This window comes from Mycobacterium pseudoshottsii JCM 15466 (genome assembly GCF_003584745.1).
GTDB classification, from domain to species: domain Bacteria; phylum Actinomycetota; class Actinomycetes; order Mycobacteriales; family Mycobacteriaceae; genus Mycobacterium; species Mycobacterium marinum.
Window position 1 is genome coordinate 4,097,812 of record NZ_AP018410.1, and the last position, 20,856, is coordinate 4,118,667.

General features: G+C 65.8%; 14 protein-coding genes and 4 pseudogenes. 9 read left to right on the forward strand and 9 right to left on the reverse strand.

Annotated elements, in window-relative coordinates; genetic code table 11:
* Window positions 1-41: 41 nt before the first annotated feature.
* The 5 genes and pseudogenes from MPSD_RS18660 to MPSD_RS18680 all read left to right on the forward strand — a co-directional run bounded on the left by MPSD_RS18660 (window position 42) and on the right by MPSD_RS18680 (window position 7,213).
* The gene (locus MPSD_RS18660; RefSeq protein WP_020786767.1) at window positions 42-1,709 is read left to right on the forward strand and encodes a nitrite/sulfite reductase; all 1,668 of its coding nucleotides are present in this window, start codon (window positions 42-44) and stop codon (window positions 1,707-1,709) included.
* Complete coding sequence (locus MPSD_RS18665; protein ID WP_015356498.1) at window positions 1,706-2,455, forward strand: phosphoadenylyl-sulfate reductase; 750 nt, start codon at window positions 1,706-1,708, stop codon at window positions 2,453-2,455. Before MPSD_RS18660 ends, MPSD_RS18665 begins: the two co-directional genes overlap by 4 nt.
* A pseudogene (locus tag MPSD_RS28625) lies at window positions 2,434-3,164 on the forward strand (sirohydrochlorin chelatase). Before MPSD_RS18665 ends, MPSD_RS28625 begins: the two are co-directional and overlap by 22 nt.
* A 14-nt stretch (window positions 3,165-3,178) precedes the next feature.
* On the forward strand, window positions 3,179-5,119 hold the full coding sequence (gene ggt, locus MPSD_RS18675) for a gamma-glutamyltransferase (RefSeq protein WP_086084827.1): 1,941 nt from the start codon (window positions 3,179-3,181) through the stop codon (window positions 5,117-5,119).
* Window positions 5,120-5,210: 91 nt separating this feature from the next.
* Window positions 5,211-7,213: pseudogene (locus tag MPSD_RS18680) on the forward strand (OPT family oligopeptide transporter).
* A gap of 28 nt (window positions 7,214-7,241) precedes the next feature.
* On the opposite strand, the gene MPSD_RS18685 reads toward MPSD_RS18680, so the two are convergent.
* The 5 genes from MPSD_RS18685 to MPSD_RS18705 form a co-directional block, all read right to left on the reverse strand.
* Window positions 7,242-8,351 (reverse strand): sulfate/molybdate ABC transporter ATP-binding protein, encoded by a 1,110-nt coding sequence (locus MPSD_RS18685; RefSeq protein WP_051153662.1) that lies wholly within the window; start codon window positions 8,349-8,351, stop codon window positions 7,242-7,244.
* On the reverse strand, window positions 8,348-9,166 hold the full coding sequence (gene cysW / locus MPSD_RS18690; protein ID WP_020786760.1) for a sulfate ABC transporter permease subunit CysW: 819 nt from the start codon (window positions 9,164-9,166) through the stop codon (window positions 8,348-8,350). The genes MPSD_RS18685 and cysW overlap by 4 nt, the downstream gene beginning before the upstream one ends.
* Window positions 9,163-10,065, reverse strand: coding sequence for a sulfate ABC transporter permease subunit CysT (gene cysT, locus MPSD_RS18695; protein ID WP_020786759.1), 903 nt, complete (start codon window positions 10,063-10,065; stop codon window positions 9,163-9,165). Before cysT ends, cysW begins: the two co-directional genes overlap by 4 nt.
* A complete protein-coding gene (locus tag MPSD_RS18700) occupies window positions 10,062-11,111 on the reverse strand; it encodes a sulfate ABC transporter substrate-binding protein (protein ID WP_020786758.1) in 1,050 nt (349 codons plus the stop codon). Before MPSD_RS18700 ends, cysT begins: the two co-directional genes overlap by 4 nt.
* A gap of 349 nt (window positions 11,112-11,460) precedes the next feature.
* Window positions 11,461-11,664, reverse strand: coding sequence for a hypothetical protein (locus tag MPSD_RS18705; RefSeq protein WP_232022594.1), 204 nt, complete (start codon window positions 11,662-11,664; stop codon window positions 11,461-11,463).
* A 123-nt stretch (window positions 11,665-11,787) separates the two neighbouring features.
* Here MPSD_RS18705 and MPSD_RS18710 point away from each other — a divergent pair.
* A pseudogene (locus MPSD_RS18710) lies at window positions 11,788-12,970 on the forward strand (FAD-dependent oxidoreductase).
* Between the two features lie 70 nt (window positions 12,971-13,040).
* Window positions 13,041-15,107 (forward strand): glycoside hydrolase family 15 protein, encoded by a 2,067-nt coding sequence (locus MPSD_RS18715; protein WP_012395333.1) that lies wholly within the window; start codon window positions 13,041-13,043, stop codon window positions 15,105-15,107.
* Window positions 15,108-15,124: 17 nt separating this feature from the next.
* Here the strand turns inward: MPSD_RS18715 and MPSD_RS18720 are convergent, their stop codons facing one another.
* The 3 genes and pseudogenes from MPSD_RS18720 to lepA all read right to left on the reverse strand — a co-directional run bounded on the left by MPSD_RS18720 (window position 15,125) and on the right by lepA (window position 18,561).
* Complete coding sequence (locus MPSD_RS18720; protein WP_036426444.1) at window positions 15,125-15,898, reverse strand: sensor domain-containing protein; 774 nt, start codon at window positions 15,896-15,898, stop codon at window positions 15,125-15,127.
* Window positions 15,898-16,641, reverse strand: a complete 744-nt coding sequence (locus MPSD_RS18725; protein WP_015356508.1) for a sensor domain-containing protein — start codon at window positions 16,639-16,641, stop codon at window positions 15,898-15,900. Before MPSD_RS18725 ends, MPSD_RS18720 begins: the two co-directional genes overlap by 1 nt.
* Before the next feature lie 2 nt (window positions 16,642-16,643).
* Window positions 16,644-18,561 (reverse strand): annotated as a pseudogene (gene lepA / locus MPSD_RS18730) (translation elongation factor 4).
* 32 nt (window positions 18,562-18,593) lie between these two features.
* On the opposite strand from lepA, the gene MPSD_RS18735 reads away from it, so the two are divergent.
* Window positions 18,594-19,196 (forward strand): type II toxin-antitoxin system PemK/MazF family toxin, encoded by a 603-nt coding sequence (locus MPSD_RS18735; RefSeq protein ID WP_012395337.1) that lies wholly within the window; start codon window positions 18,594-18,596, stop codon window positions 19,194-19,196.
* A gap of 41 nt (window positions 19,197-19,237) precedes the next feature.
* On the opposite strand, the gene MPSD_RS18740 is transcribed toward MPSD_RS18735, so the two are convergent.
* A complete protein-coding gene (locus MPSD_RS18740) occupies window positions 19,238-19,666 on the reverse strand; it encodes a CBS domain-containing protein (RefSeq protein ID WP_012395338.1) in 429 nt (142 codons plus the stop codon).
* 225 nt (window positions 19,667-19,891) lie between these two features.
* Between MPSD_RS18740 and MPSD_RS18745 the strand changes: the two genes are divergently transcribed.
* The gene (locus MPSD_RS18745; RefSeq protein ID WP_020786752.1) at window positions 19,892-20,731 is read left to right on the forward strand and encodes an Rv2407 family type 3 sulfatase; all 840 of its coding nucleotides are present in this window, start codon (window positions 19,892-19,894) and stop codon (window positions 20,729-20,731) included.
* The last annotated feature ends 125 nt before the right edge of the window (window positions 20,732-20,856 follow it).

Below are 20,856 nucleotides of genomic sequence, written 5' to 3' on the forward strand. Positions count from 1 at the left end.
CACGCCCAGGTTGGCATTTCTCGCGAAGGAGAACAGAACCAATGACCACGGCACGTCCCGCCAAGCCCCGCAGTGAGGGCCAGTGGGCGCTGGGAAATCGCGAGCCGCTCAACGCCAACGAGGAACTCAAGAAGGCGGGCAACCTACTCGATGTGCGCGAACGCATCGAGAACATCTACGCCAAGGCCGGATTCGACAGCATCGACAAGAGTGATCTGCGGGGGCTCTTCCGCTGGTGGGGTCTTTACACCCAGCGCGAACAGGGCTACGACGGTTCCTGGACGGGCGACGAGAACATCGACAAACTCGAAGCCAAATACTTCATGCTGCGGGTGCGCTGCGACGGCGGTGCCCTTTCGACGGCCGCATTGCGTACTTTGGGCGCCATTTCTACCGAATTCGCCAGAGACACCGCCGACATCTCCGACCGGGAGAACCTGCAGTACCACTGGATCGAGGTCGAGAAAGTACCCGAGATCTGGCGGCGGCTCGACGAAGTCGGGCTGCACACCACCGAGGCGTGCGGGGACTGCCCCCGCGTCGTGCTGGGCTCGCCACTGGCCGGCGAGTCACTCGACGAGGTGCTGGACCCGACTTGGGCGATCGACGAAATCGTGCGCCGCTACATCGGCAAGCCTGACTTCGCCGACCTGCCACGTAAGTACAAGACCGCGATCTCGGGCCTGCAGGACGTTGTGCACGAGGTCAACGATGTCGCGTTCATCGGCGTCAACCACCCCGAGCACGGGCCGGGACTGGATCTGTGGGTAGGCGGCGGTCTTTCCACCAACCCGATGCTTGCCAAACGGGTCGGGGCCTGGGTGCCGCTGGAAGAAGTGCCCGAAGTGTGGGCAGCGGTCACCTCGGTATTCCGCGACTACGGCTACCGGCGCCTACGGTCCAAGGCGCGGCTGAAGTTCCTGATCAAGGACTGGGGCATCGAGAAATTCCGGGAAGTTCTCGAAACCGAGTACCTCAAGCGGCCGTTGATCGACGGTCCTGCCCCCGAACCCGCCAAGCATCCGATCGACCACGTCGGCGTGCAACGGCTCAAGAACGGGCACAACGCGGTGGGGGTTTCCCCTATCGCCGGTCGGGTATCGGGCACCATCTTGACGGCGGTGGCTGAGCTGGCCGAGCGGGCCGGGTCGGACCGGATCCGGTTCACGCCCTACCAGAAGTTGGTCATCCTCGACATTCCCGACGACAAGCTCGATGAGACCATCGCCGGCCTGCAGGCGCTGGGTCTGCGCGCGCAGCCATCGCATTGGCGCCGGAATCTCATGGCCTGCAGTGGCATTGAGTTCTGCAAGCTATCGTTCGCCGAAACCCGGGTCCGGGCACAGTCTTTGGTCCCCGAACTCGAAGAGCGGCTGGACGATCTCAACTCCACGCTTGATGTCCCAGTCACCGTCAACATCAACGGATGCCCGAACTCCTGTGCACGAATTCAAGTCGCTGACATCGGGTTCAAGGGCCAGATGGTCGACGATGGCGCCGGCGGCCAGGTCGAGGGTTTCCAGGTACATCTGGGCGGCAGCCTGGGCCTGGACAGTGGCTTCGGCCGCAAACTGCGTCAACACAAGGTCACCAGCGACGAGCTGGGTGACTACATCGATCGGGTGGTGCGCAACTTCGTCAAGAACCGCGCCGCCGGTGAACGCTTTGCTCAGTGGGCAATTCGGGCCGAGGAGGACGACCTGCGATGATCGAAACAAGCAACCTGACAGAAGCCGAGCTGCGCGAGCTGGCGGCACGCGGTGCGGCCGAACTCGAAGGGGCCAGTGCCACCGAACTGCTGCAGTGGACCGATGAGACCTTCGGCGGTGCCAATCGTGCCGCCGGTGTCGCTGGTGTCCAGACGGCTAACTACGTGGTGGCCTCCAACATGCAGGACGCCGTGTTGATCGACCTGGCGTCCAAGGTCCGCCCGGGCGTACCGGTGCTGTTTCTGGACACCGGATACCACTTCGCGGAAACCATCGGTTCCCGCGATGCGGTCGAATCCGTCTACGACGTCCAGGTGCTCACCATCACTCCCGAGCACACCGTTGCCGAGCAGGACAAGCTGCTGGGCCAAGACCTGTTCGCCCGCGATCCCGGCGAGTGCTGCCGGCTGCGCAAGGTGGTCCCGTTGCGTCAGGCCCTGAGCAACTTTTCCGCCTGGGTGACCGGACTGCGCCGGGTCGAGGCACCAACGCGAGCCAATGCACCCGTGATCAGCTTCGATGAGGCCTTCAAGCTGGTGAAGATCAACCCGCTGGCGGCCTGGTCTGATGACGAAGTCCAGGACTACATCGTGGCCAACAATGTTCTGGTCAATCCGCTTGTCGACGAGGGCTATCCGTCGATCGGCTGTGCCCCGTGCACGGTCAAGCCGGCCGCCGGCGCCGACCCGCGCAGCGGGCGCTGGCAGGGGCTGGCCAAGACCGAATGCGGGTTGCACGCTTCGTGACGGCGCTGGTACTCACGGCGCACGGCAGCAGGGATCCCCGGTCTTCGGCGAACGCACGAGCGGTGGCGGCCCGAGTCGCGCGCATGCGGCCCGATCTCGATGTGCGGTTGGCGTTTTGCGAGCTGAACTCGCCAGGCCTGGTCGAGGTGCTCAACGGATGTTCCGGTGATGCTGTGGTCACACCCCTACTGCTGGCCAACGGTACCACGCGGGCATCGACATTCCCGCGCAAATCGCAAGCTGCCGGGAGAGTTTGCGGGTGCGCCAGGCCAACGTGCTCGGAACCGACGACCGGCTGGTGTCGGTGCTGCGGCAACGCGTGACGGCGTTGGGAGTTTCCCGATTCGACGACGGCCTCGGCGTACTCGTCGTGGCGATCGGCTCGTCAAACGCCGCGGTCAACTCCCATACCGCCCAGGTCGGGCCGAAACTGGCCGAGGGAACCCGCTGGGCCGCGGTAGCGACCGCGTTCGCCACCCACCCGCCGGCCGCCCTGGCCGAAGCCGTCAGCCGGCCGCGTCGGCGCGGTGCCCACCGGGTGGTCGTTGCACCGTGGTTCTTGGCCCATGGCAGACTGCCGGACCGGGTGCAGCGCTTTGCGGCCGATACTGGGCTCGCCATGGCCGCACCCCTGGGTGCGCACCGTTTGGTGGCCGAGACAGTACTAGATCGCTTCGCGCAGGCAACCGCTGGTCGCGTCGCGGCGTAACGGAGTTTCGTTCAATGACTTTTGTCAAGCGTTGTGGTGCAGTGCTGGCCGTAGCGGCCCTTGCGCTGGCCGGATGTGGCACTACCCACGTGGGGGCGCCGAACTCGGCGGGCCCGTGCGAGATCGTGCCCAACGGCACCCCGGCGCCGAAAACCTCGGTCGCCGCCGCGGCCCCGTCATCGAGAAACGTGGCGACCAACCCGGAGATCGCCACCGGCTATCGCACGGACATGACCCCGGTGCATACCGCGCACTATTCGGTGTCGGCCGCCAATCCACTGGCCACTCAGGCCGCCTGCCGAGTGCTGCGCGACGGTGGCACCGCCGCCGACGCTGTGGTGGCAGCCCAGGCGGTGCTGGGCCTGGTCGAACCCCAGTCCTCGGGCATCGGCGGCGGCGGGGTGCTGCTGTACTACGACGCCAGAACGCGGTCGGTGCAGGCCTATGATGGCCGCGAGGTCGCCCCGGCGGCGGCCACCGAGAACTACATGCGCTGGATCAGCGATGCCGACCACAGCGCGCCCAGGCCCGATCCGCGTGCCTCAGGACGATCGATCGGAGTGCCGGGCATCCTGCGAATGCTCGAGATGGTGCACAACGAGCACGGCACCACACCGTGGCGTGACCTCTTCAGTCCCGCGGTGGCATTGGCCGACAATGGTTTCGACATCAGCCCGCGGATGGCCGCGGCCATCTCCGACTCGGCGCCGCAATTGGGCGCCGACCCACAAGCGCGCGGGTATTTCCTCACCCCCGACGGCACCCCCAAGGCCGTTGGCACCCGGCTGACCAATCCCGCCTACGCAAAGGCGTTGTCCGAGATCGCATCGGCCGGCGCGAGCGTCTTCTATACCGGCGATATTGCTCACGACATCATGGCCGCCGCCGGCGACACCTCCGGTGGCCGCACGCCCAGCCTGATCACCCTTGAAGATCTGTCCGCCTATCCCGCCAAGAAGCGCGAACCGCTGTGCACGACCTACCGTGGCCGGCAGATCTGTGGGATGCCGACGCCGTCATCGGGTGGCGTCGCGGTGGCCGCCACTTTGGGAATCCTCGAGCACTTCCCCATGAGTGAGTACCGGCCCGACAATCTCGACCCCAACGGTGGTCGCCCGAGTGTGATGGGCGTGCACCTGGTCGCCGAGGCCGAGCGGCTGGCGTACGCCGACCGCGATAAATACGTGGCCGACGCGGATTTCGTCCCACCGCCCGGTGGGTCGCTGAGCGCCCTGGTCGACCCCGCGTATCTGGCCGGGCGCGCGGCGCTGATCTCGCCCCAGCACAGCATGGGAACCGCCAAGCCCGGCGACTTCGGCTTGCCGACCACCATCGCCGCGCCGGTTCCCGAACACGGCACCAGCCACGTCAGCGTCGTTGACTCATACGGAAACGCGGCCGCTTTGACCACAACGGTGGAATCGGCGTTCGGTTCCTTTCACATGGTCGACGGTTTCCTGCTCAACAACCAGCTCAGCGATTTCAACGCGCAGCCATACGACTCCGATGGTGCACCGGTGGCCAACCGCATCCAGCCCGGGAAGCGGCCGCGAAGTTCGATGGCACCCACCTTCGTCTTCGATGGCGCACCAGCAGAACACAGCTCGCTGTATGCGGTGGTGGGCTCCCCCGGCGGGTCAACGATCGTCCAGTTCGTTGTGAAAACCCTTGTGGCGATGCTCGATTGGGGGCTGGATCCGCAGCAGGCGGTGTCAGCGGTCGATTTCGGCGCGGCAAACACGCCACGAACCAATGTCGGCGGCGAGCACCCCGACATCAACACCGCCGACAACGGCGCCCACGATCCGCTGGTGGAAGGCCTGCGCGCGCTGGGCCATCAGGTCAACCTGGCTGACCAGTCCAGCGGGCTATCGGCGATCACCCGCAGCAAGTCGGGGTGGACCGGTGGCGCCGACCCGCGCCGCGAAGGTGTGGTGATGGGCGACACCAGCTAGCCCCCCGCGCGCGGCACCTGCCGTGGTCGGCCCGCCGGGGCCAGGTGGGGATTGCTGCGGATGGCGGCACTAGCGGATATGGTCGAGCCCCATGTCTGGTGCACTGGGCAGTACACGCGAGATCACCACCCGCGGGATCATCCTGGGTGGGCTGATCACGCTGGTGTTCACCGCGGCGAATGTCTATCTCGGCCTCAAGGTCGGGCTGACGTTTGCCACTTCCATCCCGGCCGCGGTGATCTCGATGGGAGTCCTGAGGTTTTTCGCGAACCACTCGATCGTGGAAAACAACATCGTGCAAACCATCGCGTCGGCCGCAGGCACCCTGTCGGCGATCATCTTCGTGCTACCGGCACTGATCATGATCGGCTGGTGGAGCGGGTTCCCGTACTGGACGACGGTGGCCGTATGCGGATTCGGTGGCCTGCTGGGTGTCATGTACTCGATCCCACTGCGCCGCGCGCTGGTCACCGGTTCCGATCTGCCCTACCCCGAAGGCGTCGCGGGGGCAGAGGTTTTGAAGATCGGCGCATCGGCACGGGGGCGGAGGAAAACCGGAGGGGACTTTCGGTCATCGCGCTGGGCGCGGTGACCGCGGCCGGATACTCGCTGTTGGCCGCGCTCAAGGTGATCAGCAACTCGCTGGCGGTGACCTTCCGGTTGGGTTCGGGCGCGACGATGGCGGGTGCGAGCCTGTCGCTGGCGCTGGTCGGCGTGGGCCATCTCGTCGGGCTGGGCGTCGGTATCGCGATGATTGTGGGTGTGCTCATCAGCTACGGTGTGCTGCTGCCGATGCGCACCGCCGGTCAGCTGCCCCAGGATGGGGCGTTGGCCGATTTCGTCTCCAGGACCTTCTCGTCGGACGTGCGTTTCATCGGGGCGGGAGCCATTGCGGTGGCGGCGGTTTGGACGTTCCTGAAAATCGCCGGCCCCATCATGGCCGGTATCGCCGAGGCCGCGGTCTCCGCGCGCACCCGTCGCCGGGGCGAGGCCGTCGACCTGCACGAGCGCGACATCCCGATCCAGCTGGTCGGGCTGGTGGTGCTGGTCTCGCTGATCCCGATTGGGTTGCTGCTCGGCGACTTCACCGACCACACGCCGATCGCTGGGCGGGCCGGCAGCATCATCGCCGTCAGCTTGCTGCTGATCGTGACCATCGGTCTGGTGGTCGCATCGGTGTGTGGGTATATGGCCGGCCTGATCGGCTCGTCGAACAGTCCGATCTCCGGGGTCGGCATCCTGGTGGTGCTGCTGGCCGCGCTGCTGATCAAGTGGACCTATGGTCCGGCCAGCGATGCCCAGACCCCAGCTTTGGTGGCGTACGCCGTCTTTACCGCCGCGGTGATTTTTGGTGTGGCGACCATTTCCAACGACAATCTGCAAGACCTCAAGACCGGTCAGCTGGTGGGAGCGACCCCCTGGAAGCAGCAGGTGGCCCTGGTGATCGGGGTAACGATCGGCGCGGCGGTGATAGCTCCTGTTTTGCAGTTGATGCAAAGCGCGTTCGGCTTTCAAGGAGCCCCCGGCGCTACCGGAAATGCGCTGGCCGCTCCGCAGGCGGCACTGATCTCGGCACTGGCGAAGGGGGTCTTCGGCGGATCGCTGAACTGGTCGCTGGTGGGATTGGGCGCGCTGATCGGCATCGTGGTAGTCGTGGTCGATGAAGTACTGACCAGGACCACCGCGACACTTCGGCTCCCCCCGCTCGCGGTGGGTATGGGCATGTACCTGCCGATCTCGCTGACGCTGGTTATCCCGGTCGGCGCGGTGCTCGGCCGGATCTATGACTCGTGGGCGCAGCGATCCGGTGATGAGGATGAAAGCAAGAGACGCATGGGCGTCATGCTCGCCACCGGCCTGATCGTGGGCGAAAGTCTTTTCGGCGTGGCCTTCGCCGGCATCGTCGTGGGGACTGGCACCGAGGACCCCCTGGCCATCCTGGGCGACGGATTCACGCATTGGGCCGAGCTGTTGGGTCTGTTTGTCTTTGCCGCCATGATCGCGCTGCTCTACCGGTACGTCCGGGCGGCGGCGTTGTATCGCCCCACAACGCCTGGCCAGGAGCCTGAACCGCTATCCGGCCGGGCCGGATAGGACGCCCGTCACAGCTACGGGGTGACCGTTACTGTCCCCCCACACCGATCTGCGCTGCCCTGGGAGTGCTGCCGGCACCGTCGTCCGGAACGGCCGGGGCAGCTCCGGCGATCGGGGGCACCCGGGTGGCGCGCACATAGACGGTGTCGCCTTCCTGCAGAGCCAGCGCCTCGGCGTCACCCCGGGTGATCTGGGCGGTGAAGGCTCCGCCGGTGGCCGCGCTGGTCAGCTCCACCCGCACCTCGAAGCCCAGCACCACGATCCGGTCCACGACGGCGCGCGTGACACCGGTGGATTCCCCCGTGCCGTCGGCCGCCGCGACGGCCATTTCGGGGGTGCGGCCGACCCGAATGTCGTGCGGGCGCACCAGCGCACCGTTGAGCGCGGAAACCGCACCCAGGAAGGACATCACGAACGCATTCGCGGGGGCGTCGTACACCTCGGTGGGGGAACCAACCTGTTCGATCCGGCCCGAGTTGAGCACGGCGATCCGATCCGCCACATCCAGCGCTTCGGCCTGATCATGGGTGACCAGGACGGTGGTCACGTGCACCTCATCATGGAGTCGGCGCAGCCAGGCCCGCAGATCCTCCCGGACCTTGGCGTCCAACGCACCGAAAGGCTCGTCGAGGAGCAGCACTTCCGGGTCGACGGCCAGCGCGCGGGCCAGCGCCATCCGCTGCCGCTGACCACCGGAGAGCTGATTGGGGTAGCGGCCGTGAAATCCGCTCAATCCCACCACTTCTAGCAGATTGTCGACTTTGTCTCTGATCTCGGCTTTGGGCCGCTTGCGGATCTTCAAGCCGTAGGCCACATTGTCGCGAACGGTGAGGTGCTTGAAGGCGGCGTAGTGCTGGAACACGAAGCCGATGCCGCGTCGCTGGGGCGGCACCCGGGTCACATCGCGTCCATTGATCGTGATGTTGCCGCTGTCGGGCTGATCGAGCCCGGCGATGGTACGCAGCAGCGTCGACTTGCCCGAACCGCTGGGCCCCAGCAAGGCGGTCAGCGAACCGGCCGGCACCACGAAGTCCACGCGGTCCAGCGCGACGAAGTCCCCGTATTGCTTGAAGGCGTCCCGCACGACAATGGCGTGACCACCGGTTCCCGGTCCAGTCAATGAAGTCTCCTTCTTCATGCCCGGCTGGTCGTTCGAGACCGGCGCACGTCAAGTGCCACCTGGACGATCAAGACCACCACCGCGACAGCCATCAGCAGCGTCGACAGCGCATAGGCCCCGTACCCGGCCCCGCGGTGGTAGCGGTCCGAGACCAGCAACGTCAGCGTTTGCGATGTCCCTGGGAGATTGGACGACACCATCAGGACCGCACCGTATTCGCCCAGGGTACGGGCGACAGTCAGCACAATTCCGTAGGTCAGGCCCCACCGGATCGATGGCAGCGTGATGCGCCAGAACGTCTGCCACCAGCCAGAACCCAAGGTTGCGGCGGCCTGCTCTTGGTCGGTGCCCAATTCGTGCAACACGGGTTCGACCTCGCGTACGACGAACGGCAGGGTGACGAAGATGCTGGCGAGGACCATCCCGGGCAGGCCGAAGATGATTCGGATCCCGAGGTCTCGTTCGACGAAGCCCAGGGCACCCGCCGATCCCCACAACAAGATCAACGCGGTGCCCACGATGACGGGCGAGACCGCGAAGGGCAGGTCGATGATCGCCTGCAACACGCCCTTGCCCCGGAACCGGTTGCGGGCCAGCAGCAATGCGGTCGGAATGCCGAAAATCACGTTCAGCGGCACCACGATGGCCACCAACAACAGCGACAGATGCAGCGCCGAAATCGCCGCCGGGGTGCTGATCCAGTCATAGAACTGGCCCAAGCCGGGTTCGAAGGTGCGCCACAAGATCACCCCCATCGGAACCACCAGCAGCGCAAAGACATACGTGAGCGCGATGGCCCGGAGCAGGTAGCGAACCAGCGGGGACGAAGTCATGGGGCCAACTCCTCCCGCTTGGCCGCGCGCGCACCGAGGACCCGCAGCACCAGCAGTACCGCGAATGAGATCGACAGCAGGACAATGGAGATCGCCGCGGCCCCGGTGCGGTCATCGTTTTCGATCAAGGTGCGAATCCACTGCGAGGACACCTCGGTCTCACCCGGGACTGCGCCGCCGATCAACACCACCGACCCGAACTCGCCGATGGCACGGGAGAACGCCAGGCCCGCACCGGACAACAACGCCGGCATCAGCGACGGAAAGATGACGGAGGTAAAGACCTTCCAACCGGTGGCACCCAGCGATGCCGCCGCTTCCTCGGTCTCGCGGTCGAGTTCCAGCAACACCGGTTGAACGGCACGCACCACAAACGGCAGGGTGACAAATGCCAGCGCCACCCCCACGCCCCACACGGTGTGCTGCAGGTGCAGCCCCAGCGGGCTGTTATGCCCGTAGAGCGCCAGCATGACCAGGCTGGCGACAATGGTGGGCAGGGCAAACGGCAGATCGATGACGGCATCGACGAGTCGCTTACCCACGAACTCGTCCCGGATCAGCACCCAGGCGATCAACAGGCCGAACACCGTGTTGAGCAACGTGACGCCGGCGGAGACGGTCAACGTCACCCGCAACGACTCCAGCGCCGCGCGCGAGGAGACCGACAACCAAAATGCGTGCCAGCCGCCGTCGGCGGCCTGCCAGGCAATGGCCGCCAACGGCAGCAGCACGATGACCGAAAGCCACACCATCGACACACCAACCTGCAGCGCCGTGGCGCCCCTACGGCCCGAGCGGCCGAGTCCGGATATCCATTGCGGACCGCCGTCGGCGCGCTGACCGGGATCCGGCGCCACCGCCGGCGGATCGGACTGCCCGGAATGTGCTGTCACCGTCATCCGGTGGCCTGCATGTAGATATTGGTGATGCTGCCGGTGCCCTTGTCGAATAGCTGCGGATCCACCGTGTCCCAACCGCCCAGGTCAGCGATCGTCCACAGTTTCTCCGGCAGGGGAAACTGATCGCGAAACTCGGCGACCACGGCGGGGTCGACCGGCCGGAATCCGGCCTGCGCCCAGAGCCGTTGCGCCTCGACGGTGTACTGGAAGTTCTTGAATGCCGTCGCCGTGGCCAGATGTGCGGTGGTGGTCACCACCGCCAGGGGGTTTTCGATCTGGAAGGACTGCGGCGGGGTGACGTGTTGAACGCGCTTGCCTTGCCGCTCGGTGGCGATCGCCTCGTTCTCGTAGCTGATCAAGACGTCGCCGCTGCCCTGGACGAAGACATCGGTGGCTTCGCGGCCCGAGCCGGGGCGTAGTTTGACGTGCTCGCGCACCAACCTGCTGACGAAGTCGATCCCGGCCTGGCTGTTTCTGCCGCCCTCGCTCTTGACCGCGTAGGGGGCGAGCAGGTTCCATTTGGCCGACCCCGAGCTCAACGGGCTGGGGGTGATGACCTCCACGCCGGGCCGCAACAGATCGTCCCAATCCCTGATGTTCTTGGGATTGCCCTCCCGCACGGCCAGCGTGACCACCGACTCGAACGGAATGCCCCTGGTGGCGTCGGCGTCCCAGTCCTTGGCGACCTTGCCGGCCCTGACCAGTCGAGCGATGTCCGGTTCGACCGAGAAATTCACCAGATCGGCCGGTTTGCCGTCGGCGACACCGCGAGATTGGTCGGCAGAGGCACCGTAGGAGGTAATCACCTGCACGTCCTTGCCTTCCTCGGAGGCGTTGAAGGCCGGGATCACCGTGCTCCAGCCGGGCTCCGGGGCCGAGTAGGCCACCAGCGTGATGCTGGTGTGCGCGTCGGTGGGTCCACCACCACCCGCGATGTCGCTAGGACCTCCCTGACACGCCGAGGCCAGGACGGCGATCAGCGCGAAGATGACCCCGAACGTGCCGGGCCGCCGCGAGCGCGCCGCGCCCATGAACGTCTGCGGCATTGGTGGCCTTCCAGTGCGGGATTTGTGGACAACGTTTCCCGTGACTGCGGAAGGAGCGATCGGCTAGCAACTGAGGCATTGACGAACTCCGCACCAGACCGCGCACGGGTTTGGCGTCAGCGACAACAGCGCACGTCAGCAGTGGCGCAGATCACCACGGCTTCACTCACGCAGGCCACTGCAAACCCCAAGCACCCCAAAGCACTGGCCACTGCGTGCATGCCGCGAAGCCTAACAGAATCCGCCGGGGACAGACCGCGTCCGCATCTCAGTGCGTGAGCAACCACATGGCGACCACCAACACCAGCAGGGCGACGAGAACCAACGTGACGTGCGACCGTGGCATCGCTTACCCCGACGCTTCGTCGCTATGGCGGACGCGTTGCATCAGCTCGATACCCATGCCCAGCAGGGCATCCAATATTGCCGCCGAGATAAGGGCCACACCCAGCACCACCGGCATCACCGTGAGCGCCTGCAGTGCGAACGGAAGCCCGGAGAGCCACAGCTCAACACAGTCCCACCAATTCAGGATGCCGCTCACCGGACTCACCCTATGCGGCGCGGCAGCCGAAACCAATGCGCCTGATCGGCCGGATGATCTGCCTAAGATCGCCCAGTGCCTCAGCCATCGGAAACGACAAGCGTTCTGGTAGCCGGCGGCGGACCGGCAGGCATGATGCTGGGCTTGTTGCTGGCCCGGGCCGGCGTTGACGTCACCGTGATGGAAAAGCACGCGGACTTCCTGCGCGACTTCCGCGGTGACACGGTGCACGCCAGCACCCTGCGTCTGCTTGACGAACTCGGTCTTGGATCCCAATTCGCTCAGATCCCGCATCGCCTGATCGACACCATCAGCATGAAGGTGCAGGGCCAACCGGTCGACCTCGACCTCAAACACCTGCCCGGCGCCCACCAGCACATCGCCTTGGTGCCCCAGTGGGATTTCCTCGAGTTGCTGGCCGCCGCGGCTGAGGCTGAACCCACCTTCCGATTGCTGCGCAGCACCGAGGTGACCGGGGTGCTGTGGGGTGACGGACCCGACCCGGGCCGCGTCGTCGGTGTCACCTACCGCGCGCAATCCGGTGAAACAAAACACATGCACGCCGATCTGACCGTGGCCTGCGATGGCCGGGGCTCCACGGTGCGCTCGGCCTTGGGCATGGCGACCCGCAGCTTCGGCGCACCGATGGACGTCTGGTGGTTCCGACTACCACGTCGGCCCGATGATCCGACCGGTCTGGCCGGCATCTTCAACTCAGGTCACGGCGGAATTGCCATCGACCGCGGCGACTACTACCAGATCGCCTACATCATTCCCAAGGGCAGCGATTCCCAATTGCGCGCGCAGGGTATTGAGGCACTGCACCGGGCGCTGGCGGACTTGATGCCCTGGCTCGCCGACCGCGTCGACGCACTGAAGTCTTTCGATGACGTGAAACTGCTTGATGTACAACTCAATCGGCTGCGGCGCTGGTACTGCGACGGCGCGTTGTGCATCGGCGATGCGGCGCACGCGATGTCCCCGGTCGGCGGCGTCGGGATCAACCTGGCCCTGGCCGACGCGGTGGCCACCGCCCGGATGCTGGCGCCGTCGTTGCGCGTCGGGCGGGTGTCCACCGGCCAGCTGGCGCGGGTGCAGGCACGCCGGTGGGCCCCGGACGGCCTTTCTGCAGGGCATCCAGCGGGCCATCCACGCCGCCATCGTCGCGGTGGCGGTAACCGGCGGGCCGCCGCAACCGCCGCCGGTGGTGCGCCTGGTGAGCCGTTCGGTGCCAGTGCGGCGGATCATGGGCTATCTGGTGGCGATCGGCCCACTGCCCGAACACGCCCCAAAGTACGCGAGGCGGGCACGGTAGACCCGACACCTCGGCGCCGCGCGGAGCGCAGTGGTGGACGCAGGGCAGGTCGACAGTCGATGATGGTGGGATGGTTTTGCACGCCGAACACGCAGACGAGGACGTCGAGCTCACCGTCGAGCCGACGGAGGCCCCGCACGCCGCGCCGGCTACCCAGATTCCCGCGTTGGACGGGGCCCCCGCGGCGTCGGTCGAACTCAGCCAGCACGGCATCTCCCCGTCCAGCGCATCGCTGCGCAATCCGTTTCCGCCGATTGCCGACTACGCGTTCCTGTCCGATTGGGAAACGACGTGCTTGATCTCTCCGGCCGGCTCGGTGGAGTGGATGTGTGTGCCCCGGCCGGACTCCCCCAGCGTGTTCGGCGCGATTTTGGATCGCAGCGCCGGTCATTTCCGGCTGGGCCCCTACGGGGTTTCGGTGCCGTCGGCGCGGCGCTACCTTCCCGGCAGCCTGATCATGGAGACCACGTGGCAGACCCACACCGGGTGGCTGATCGTGCGCGACGCGTTGGTGATGGGGCCCTGGCACGACATCGAAAGGCGCTCGCGGACTCATCGGCGTACGCCGATGGATTGGGACGCCGAACACATCTTGCTGCGCACCGTGCGCTGCGTCAGCGGAACCGTCGAGCTGATGATGAGCTGCGAACCGGCGTTCGACTACCACCGTCTCGGGGCCACCTGGGAGTACTCGGCCAACGCCTACGGTGAGGCCATCGCCCGGGCCAGCAAGCAACCCGATGCTCACCCGACGCTGCGGCTGACCACCAACCTGCGGATCGGGCTGGAGGGCCGGGAGGCGCGGGCGCGCACCCGGATGAAAGAGGGCGACGACGTGTTCGTCGCGTTGAGCTGGACCAAGCACCCGGCGCCACAGACCTACCAAGAGGCCGCCCAGAAGATGTGGCAAACCACCGAATGCTGGCGGCAGTGGATCAACATCGGCAACTTTCCCGACCACCCGTGGCGGGCATACCTGCAGCGCAGCGCGCTCACACTCAAGGGGTTGACCTACTCGCCCACCGGCGCACTGCTGGCGGCCAGCACCACCTCGCTTCCGGAAACACCGCGCGGCGAACGTAACTGGGACTACCGATACGCCTGGGTTCGCGACTCGACCTTCGCGCTGTGGGGGCTCTACACCCTCGGTCTGGACCGCGAGGCCGACGACTTCTTCGCCTTCATCGCCGATGTATCCGGCGCCAACCACAACGAGCGCCACCCGTTGCAGGTGATGTACGGCGTGGGCGGCGAGCGCAGCCTGGTTGAAGAAGAGCTCAACCATCTGTCCGGCTACGACCATGCGCGACCGGTCCGGATCGGCAACGGCGCCTACAACCAGGACCAGCACGATATCTGGGGCTCGATTCTGGATTCGTTCTATCTGCACGCCAAGTCGCGTGAACAAGTCCCGGAAACATTGTGGCCGGTGCTGAAGCGACAAGTGGAAGAGGCGATCACGCACTGGCGCGAGCCCGACCGCGGAATCTGGGAAGTGCGGGGGGAGCCGCAGCACTTCACCTCGTCAAAGGTGATGTGCTGGGTGGCGCTGGACCGCGGGGCCAAACTCGCCGAGCGCCAGGGCGAGAAAAGCTATGCCCAGCAGTGGCACCAGATCGCCGACGAGATCAAGGCGGACATTCTCGAGCACGGGGTGGACTCGCGCGGGGTGTTCACCCAGCGCTACGGCGACGACGCGCTGGACGCCTCGCTGCTGCTGGTGGTGCTGACTCGCTTCTTGCCCCCGGATGACCCGCGCGTGCGCAATACCGTCCTGGCGATCGCCAACGAGCTCACCGAGGAGGGCCTGGTGCTGCGGTACCGGGTCGAGGAGACCGACGACGGACTCTCCGGCGAGGAGGGTACCTTCACCATCTGCTCGTTCTGGCTGGTCTCGGCGCTGGTTGAGATCGGCGAAGTGGCCCAGGCCAAGCGGCTCTGCGAGCGGCTGCTGTCCTACGCCAGCCCGTTGCATCTGTACGCCGAAGAGATCGAGCCACGCACCGGGCGGCATCTGGGCAACTTCCCGCAGGCGTTCACCCACCTGGCGCTGATCAACGCGGTGGTCCACGTGATCCGCGCCGAGGAAGAGGCCGACAGTTCCGGGATGTTCCAGCCGGCCAACGCGCCGATGTAGCCCCCGTCGATTCGGGGTCAGCTCATATTGCTGACTCTTTCCATCATGGCGTGGGCGATCTCGATAGCGCTGGTATTGATGTCGGCGGACCCCTTGTCTGCGGGTCCTCGCACACTGAAAAACGCGATCTCGACTTCGACCAGGCAATTCCCCCGCAGGCCAATGGCACGCGCCTCCGGTCTGGCCGCTTTGAGCTGTGAACCGGATATTCGGGTGCCAATCGAAACGGTCGCCGCCAGCACGGAGTTGGTGATGCGCACGTCGGTGATCTTGTCCGCGAAGGCAACCTTGCCGCTATCGATGGTCACCATCGCGCCGTCGCAGCTGTCCCATTGCTGGGTGAAGCTCTCGAACAGTTCGGCGGCCTCGTCGGGCCCCGACAGCGCGACCACGCCCTCCGCCACGCTGATCACCTTCGCCGGTCCCGCGGAGTTCCACCAGGTCTCCCGCGCCACGTTCTCCACGCTGCCGGATCGACGCGCCGACTGATAGGCGCTCTTGGCCAGCATGGTCGTGATGCCCAGGCAGTCGACCCGCGACACCCGACCGAAGGCTTCCTGCAACCTCTCCGGGCCACCGAAGCGCGGTGGCAATTCTGACTTGGCCGTGAAGTCCTGGCCGAGAATATTTGCCAGTGCGGCGCTGTCCAACAGCACGTCCTTGATCGCTTCTCCGGTGACCAGCTGGGGGGCAAGCCCCGCCGCGGGGAGCGCGGTGCCCGCAACGACAGACGTGCAGCCCGAAGCCAGACTGATGACCAACAGGCAGGCCAAGACCAATCGAGTTCTCATCAGTTCGTGCTCGATACCTTGCGCAGCATCACCTTGACGAGTTCGATCGCCCTGGTCCCGGGTTGCGAGTGCGGCCTGAGCGCCACCTTGGCATCGGCGAGGACGTCGCCCTGGACGCCGACGGCCCGTTCGACCGGGGACTGCGGAGTGTGGTGGTTGTCCCAGCTGATGATGGTCGCCGAAAGTATCGGCCCGTCGGTTCGGACTTCGGTCACTTTCGAATACAACTCTGTATCGCTCCTGTCATGGGTGTACATCGTGACGGTGCGGCCCTCGCATTGTCGCCATTGCTGCGTGAAAGACGCGAATAGTCGTTGCGCGTCGTCTGAGGACGCCAACTTGATCGCGGCCACCGTTGCACTAGACGTCACCACACCGGAGTCGTAATTCCAATAATCCTGCAGTGCCGCCGCGCGGACCGGCGCCACCTCGTAGCTGATCCGCATCGCCGGCGCTATCGCCCCCAGACATTCGATGGGCGCGGCGGCAGAATTGTCGCGAATCCCGTTGGGCAACACGCCGATATCACCCACCATCGGCGGGCTGTGGGGCGGCAGATCGTTGCCGACCGCGGCCTTGACCTCCTCGCCATCCGGCAATACTTGCTCGGGGGTAAGCGCATTCGCACCCGGCTGGCCGGCGTGGGTGGACACTCCCGCAACGGTGTTCGTGCAGCCGGTTCCCAGCAGGCCGATACCCAGCAGGGCAACGGCTCCCGCCCAGCCGGCTCGCCCCACCGTCACGGCTACTTCTTGCCCTTATCCCCCGCGGCGTCGGTGGACAGTGCCGCGACAAACGCCTCCTGCGGCACCTCGACCCGGCCGATGGTCTTCATCCGCTTCTTGCCCTCTTTCTGCTTTTCCAGCAGCTTGCGTTTGCGGGTGATGTCACCGCCGTAGCACTTCGACAACACATCCTTGCGGATCGCGCGGATGTTCTCGCGCGCGATGATCTTGGAACCGATGGCCGCCTGCACCGGCACCTCGAACTGCTGACGCGGAATCAGCTCCTTGAGCTTGGTGGTCATCTTGTTGCCGTAGGCGAACGCCGAATCCTTGTGGACGATAGCGCTGAACGCATCGACGGCCTCGCTTTGCAGCAGGATGTCGACCTTGACCAGTTGGGCTTCCTGCTCGCCGGACTCCTCGTAATCGAGACTGGCGTAGCCACGGGTCCGCGATTTGAGCGAGTCGAAGAAGTCAAAGATGATCTCCCCCAACGGCATTGTGTATCGCAGTTCCACCCGTTCGGGCGACAAATAGTCCATGCCCCCCAGCTCGCCGCGCCGCGACTGGCACAGCTCCATGATGGTGCCGATGAATTCGCTGGGCGCGATGATGGTGGTCTTCACCACCGGCTCGTAGACGGTGCGGATCTTGCCCTCGGGCCAGTCCGACGGGTTGGTCACCTGCATTTCGGTGCCGTCGTCCTTGATGACGCGGTACACGACGTTGGGCGAGGTCGAGATCAGGTCGAGGTCGAACTCGCGCTCCAGACGTTCCCGACTGATCTCCATGTGCAGCAGGCCCAGGAAGCCGCACCGGAATCCGAAACCCAGCGCCACCGACGTTTCGGGCTCATAGGTCAGGGCCGCGTCGTTGAGCTGCAGCTTGTCCAGGGCGTCCCGCAGGTTCGGATAGTCCGATCCGTCAACGGGATACAGTCCCGAATACACCATCGGCTTGGGTTCGCGGTAGCCGGTCAGTGCCTCGGTGGCACCTTTTCGGGCGGTCGTGACGGTGTCGCCGACCTTGGACTGCCGCACGTCCTTGACCCCGGTGATCAGATAACCCACCTCGCCGACACCAAGGCCGTCGCTGGCCTTGGGTTCGGGTGAGACGATGCCGACCTCGAGCAGTTCGTGGGTGGCGCCGGTGGACATCATGGCGATGCGCTCGCGGGGGGTGATCTTGCCGTCGACGACGCGGACGTAGGTGACCACACCGCGGTAGATGTCATAGACGGAGTCGAAGATCATTGCGCGAGTGGGTGCGTCGGCATCGCCCTGCGGTGGCGGCACCTCGCGCACCACGTGGTCGAGCAGGTCTGCGACGCCTTCCCCGGTTTTGCCGGAAACCCGCAGCACGTCGCCGGGCTCGCAGCCGATGATGTGAGCAATCTCGCCCGCGTAGCGGTCCGGGTCGGCGGCCGGCAGGTCGATCTTGTTCAGCACCGGAATGATGTGCAGGTCGCGGTCCAGTGCCAGGTAGAGGTTGGCCAGCGTCTGGGCCTCGATGCCCTGGGCGGCGTCAACCAGCAGCACCGCGCCCTCGCAGGCCTCCAGCGCACGTGACACCTCGTAGGTGAAGTCGACGTGTCCTGGCGTGTCGATGAGATGCAGGACGTACTCGGTTCCATCGAGCTGCCAGGGCAGCCGCACATTCTGCGCCTTGATGGTGATCCCGCGTTCGCGTTCGATATCCATCCGGTCCAGGTACTGGGCCCGCATCGAGCGCTCGTCAACGACCCCGGTCAACTGCAGCATTCGGTCCGCCAGCGTCGACTTTCCGTGGTCGATGTGAGCGATGATGCAGAAGTTCCGAATCTGCGCCGGCGGGGTGAAGGTTTTGTCGGCGAAACTGCTGATGGGACTCTCCTGAAGCGGGGGTTTGCGGGTTTCCAGCCTATCTGTGCAGCGCCGCCCGGACCTACTTGAGGCCAATCGCGCTCGGCGGATCGCGTCTATGCTGCGAATATGACGTCTGCCGGGAAGTCCCAGTGGAAGACGTTCCAGCGCTTCGCGGAGAACCTCGTGTTCAACGAGGCGCCCAAGGTTGTCCATCGTCTGCAGAACACCCAGGAAACGCTGCGGACCATTCAGCAAGCCGTCAAAATCACCGCCAACATCGTGGCGATGGGGCTGCCGCCGCCACCGGCCGAGATCACCGCGGGCCGGCCGGTGACCGACACCAGCTCCCCGACCGCTGCGCGGGCGCGCAAGCTCACCTACTCCCCCGACCTCGATGGCCGAGCCGACCCGGGCGAAATCGTGTGGACCTGGGTGGTTTACGAAGACGATCCCACCCAGGGCCAAGACCGGCCGGTGCTCGTCGTAGGCCGTGAGCGCAACGTGTTGCTGGCATTGATGTTGTCCAGCCAGGAGCAGTACTCGGCCGATCCGGACTGGGTCGCAATCGGCACCGGCGACTGGGACTTCGAGGGCCAGCAAGGCTGGGTGCGGCTGGACCGGGTGCTCGATGTACCCGAGGAGAGCATCCGCCGCCAGGGTGCGATCCTGCAGCGCGACGTGTTCGACGTGGTGGCGGCGCGGCTGCGTGCCGAGTACAGCTGGCGCTAGCGACGAATGCGGCTATTGGCCGCCGCGGCACCGGGCAGTGATCACCCCTGGGTGATGTAGGACTGCAGCTGCTCCTGCTCGGCCTCGAGTTCTCCCATCCGCGACTTCACCACGTCGCCGATGCTGACGATGCCGATCAGCTTCTGGCCGTCGAGCACCGGCACGTGCCGCACCCGGTTCTGCGTCATCAGCACACTGATGCTGTCGACCGTGTCGGACTTTGTGCAGGTGGCGACGGCACTGGTCATGATTTTGGAGACCGGGCGAGTCAGCACGCTGGCGCCGTGCGTGTGTAGCTGGCGCACGACATCGCGCTCCGACACGATGCCGACCACACCTTCCACTCCGACCACCACCATCGCGCCGATGTTCTGCTCAGCCAAACCGGCAAGCAATTCCCGGACCGTCGCATCGGGGTTGATGGTCGTCACCGCTGCCCCCTTGTTCCGCAAGACGTCCGCGATCCGCATTGAGGCCTCCCGCAGCTTGTGACCCGACTCACACCCAGGCTACGACTAACTCGTGCGGCAGGAAAGCCAACACCCCAACCGGGCACAAACAGCCAAGTATCGATCCGGTCACCTGCACCTGGGCGCTTCCCGAGCCCCCTGACCGATAGAACCAATCCTGATACCCGCCAGCCGGATCGACCGGTTGAGCGATGACGCACCGACCCGGCTTGCAAGGATGGGCTCATGATTGAGATCACGTTGCTCGGAACGGGAAGTCCCATCCCCGACCCGGATCGTGCGGGGCCATCGACCCTGGTGCGAGCCGGCGGACAGGTCTTCCTGGTCGATTGTGGCCGCGGGGTGCTGCAGCGCGCGGCGGCCGTCGGGGTGGGTGCGGCCGGCTTGTCGGCAGTGCTGCTCACCCACCTGCACAGCGACCACATTGCCGAACTCGGCGACGTGCTCATCACCAGCTGGGTCACCAACTTCGCGGCCGATCCCGCGCCCCTTCAGGTCATCGGGCCGCCCGGCACCGCGGAAACTGTCGAGGCAATGCTCAAAGCGTTCGGCCGCGACATCGGTTACCGGATCGCCCATCACGCCGACCTGAACGCTCCGCCGCCCATCGAGGTTCACGAATACACCGACGGGACGGTCTGGGACCGCGATGGTGTAGCGATCCGAGTGGCACCCACCGATCACCGCCCGGTGGCGCCGACGATCGGGTTCCGCGTCGAGTTCGACGGCGCGTCGGCGGTGCTGGCCGGGGACACCGTGCCCTGTCCCAGCCTGGACGAATTGGCCGCCGGCGCCGGTGCGTTGGTGCACACCGTGATCCGCAAGGACATCATCACGAACTTCCCCCAACAGCGAGTCAAGGACATCTGCGACTACCACTCCTCGGTACAGGAGGCGGCCGCGACCGCCGCCCGCGCGGGGGTGGGCACGCTGGTCATGACGCACTACGTGCCAGCCATCATCGCGGGTCAGGAAGACCAGTGGCGGGCGTTGGCCGCGACCGAGTTCGGCGGGCGCATCGAACTGGGCAACGACCTGCATCGCGTCGAGGTGCACGCCCGCTAGCGGTCCTCCGGGCACGCCCCACTGACTGTTCACCGCCGACACGAATTGCCCTTTTGTCGGCGCGGTGCGGGTTTCGTGGAAACGCAAATCCGCCTGCTCACGCTGCGTAACATCCATATCGCCTG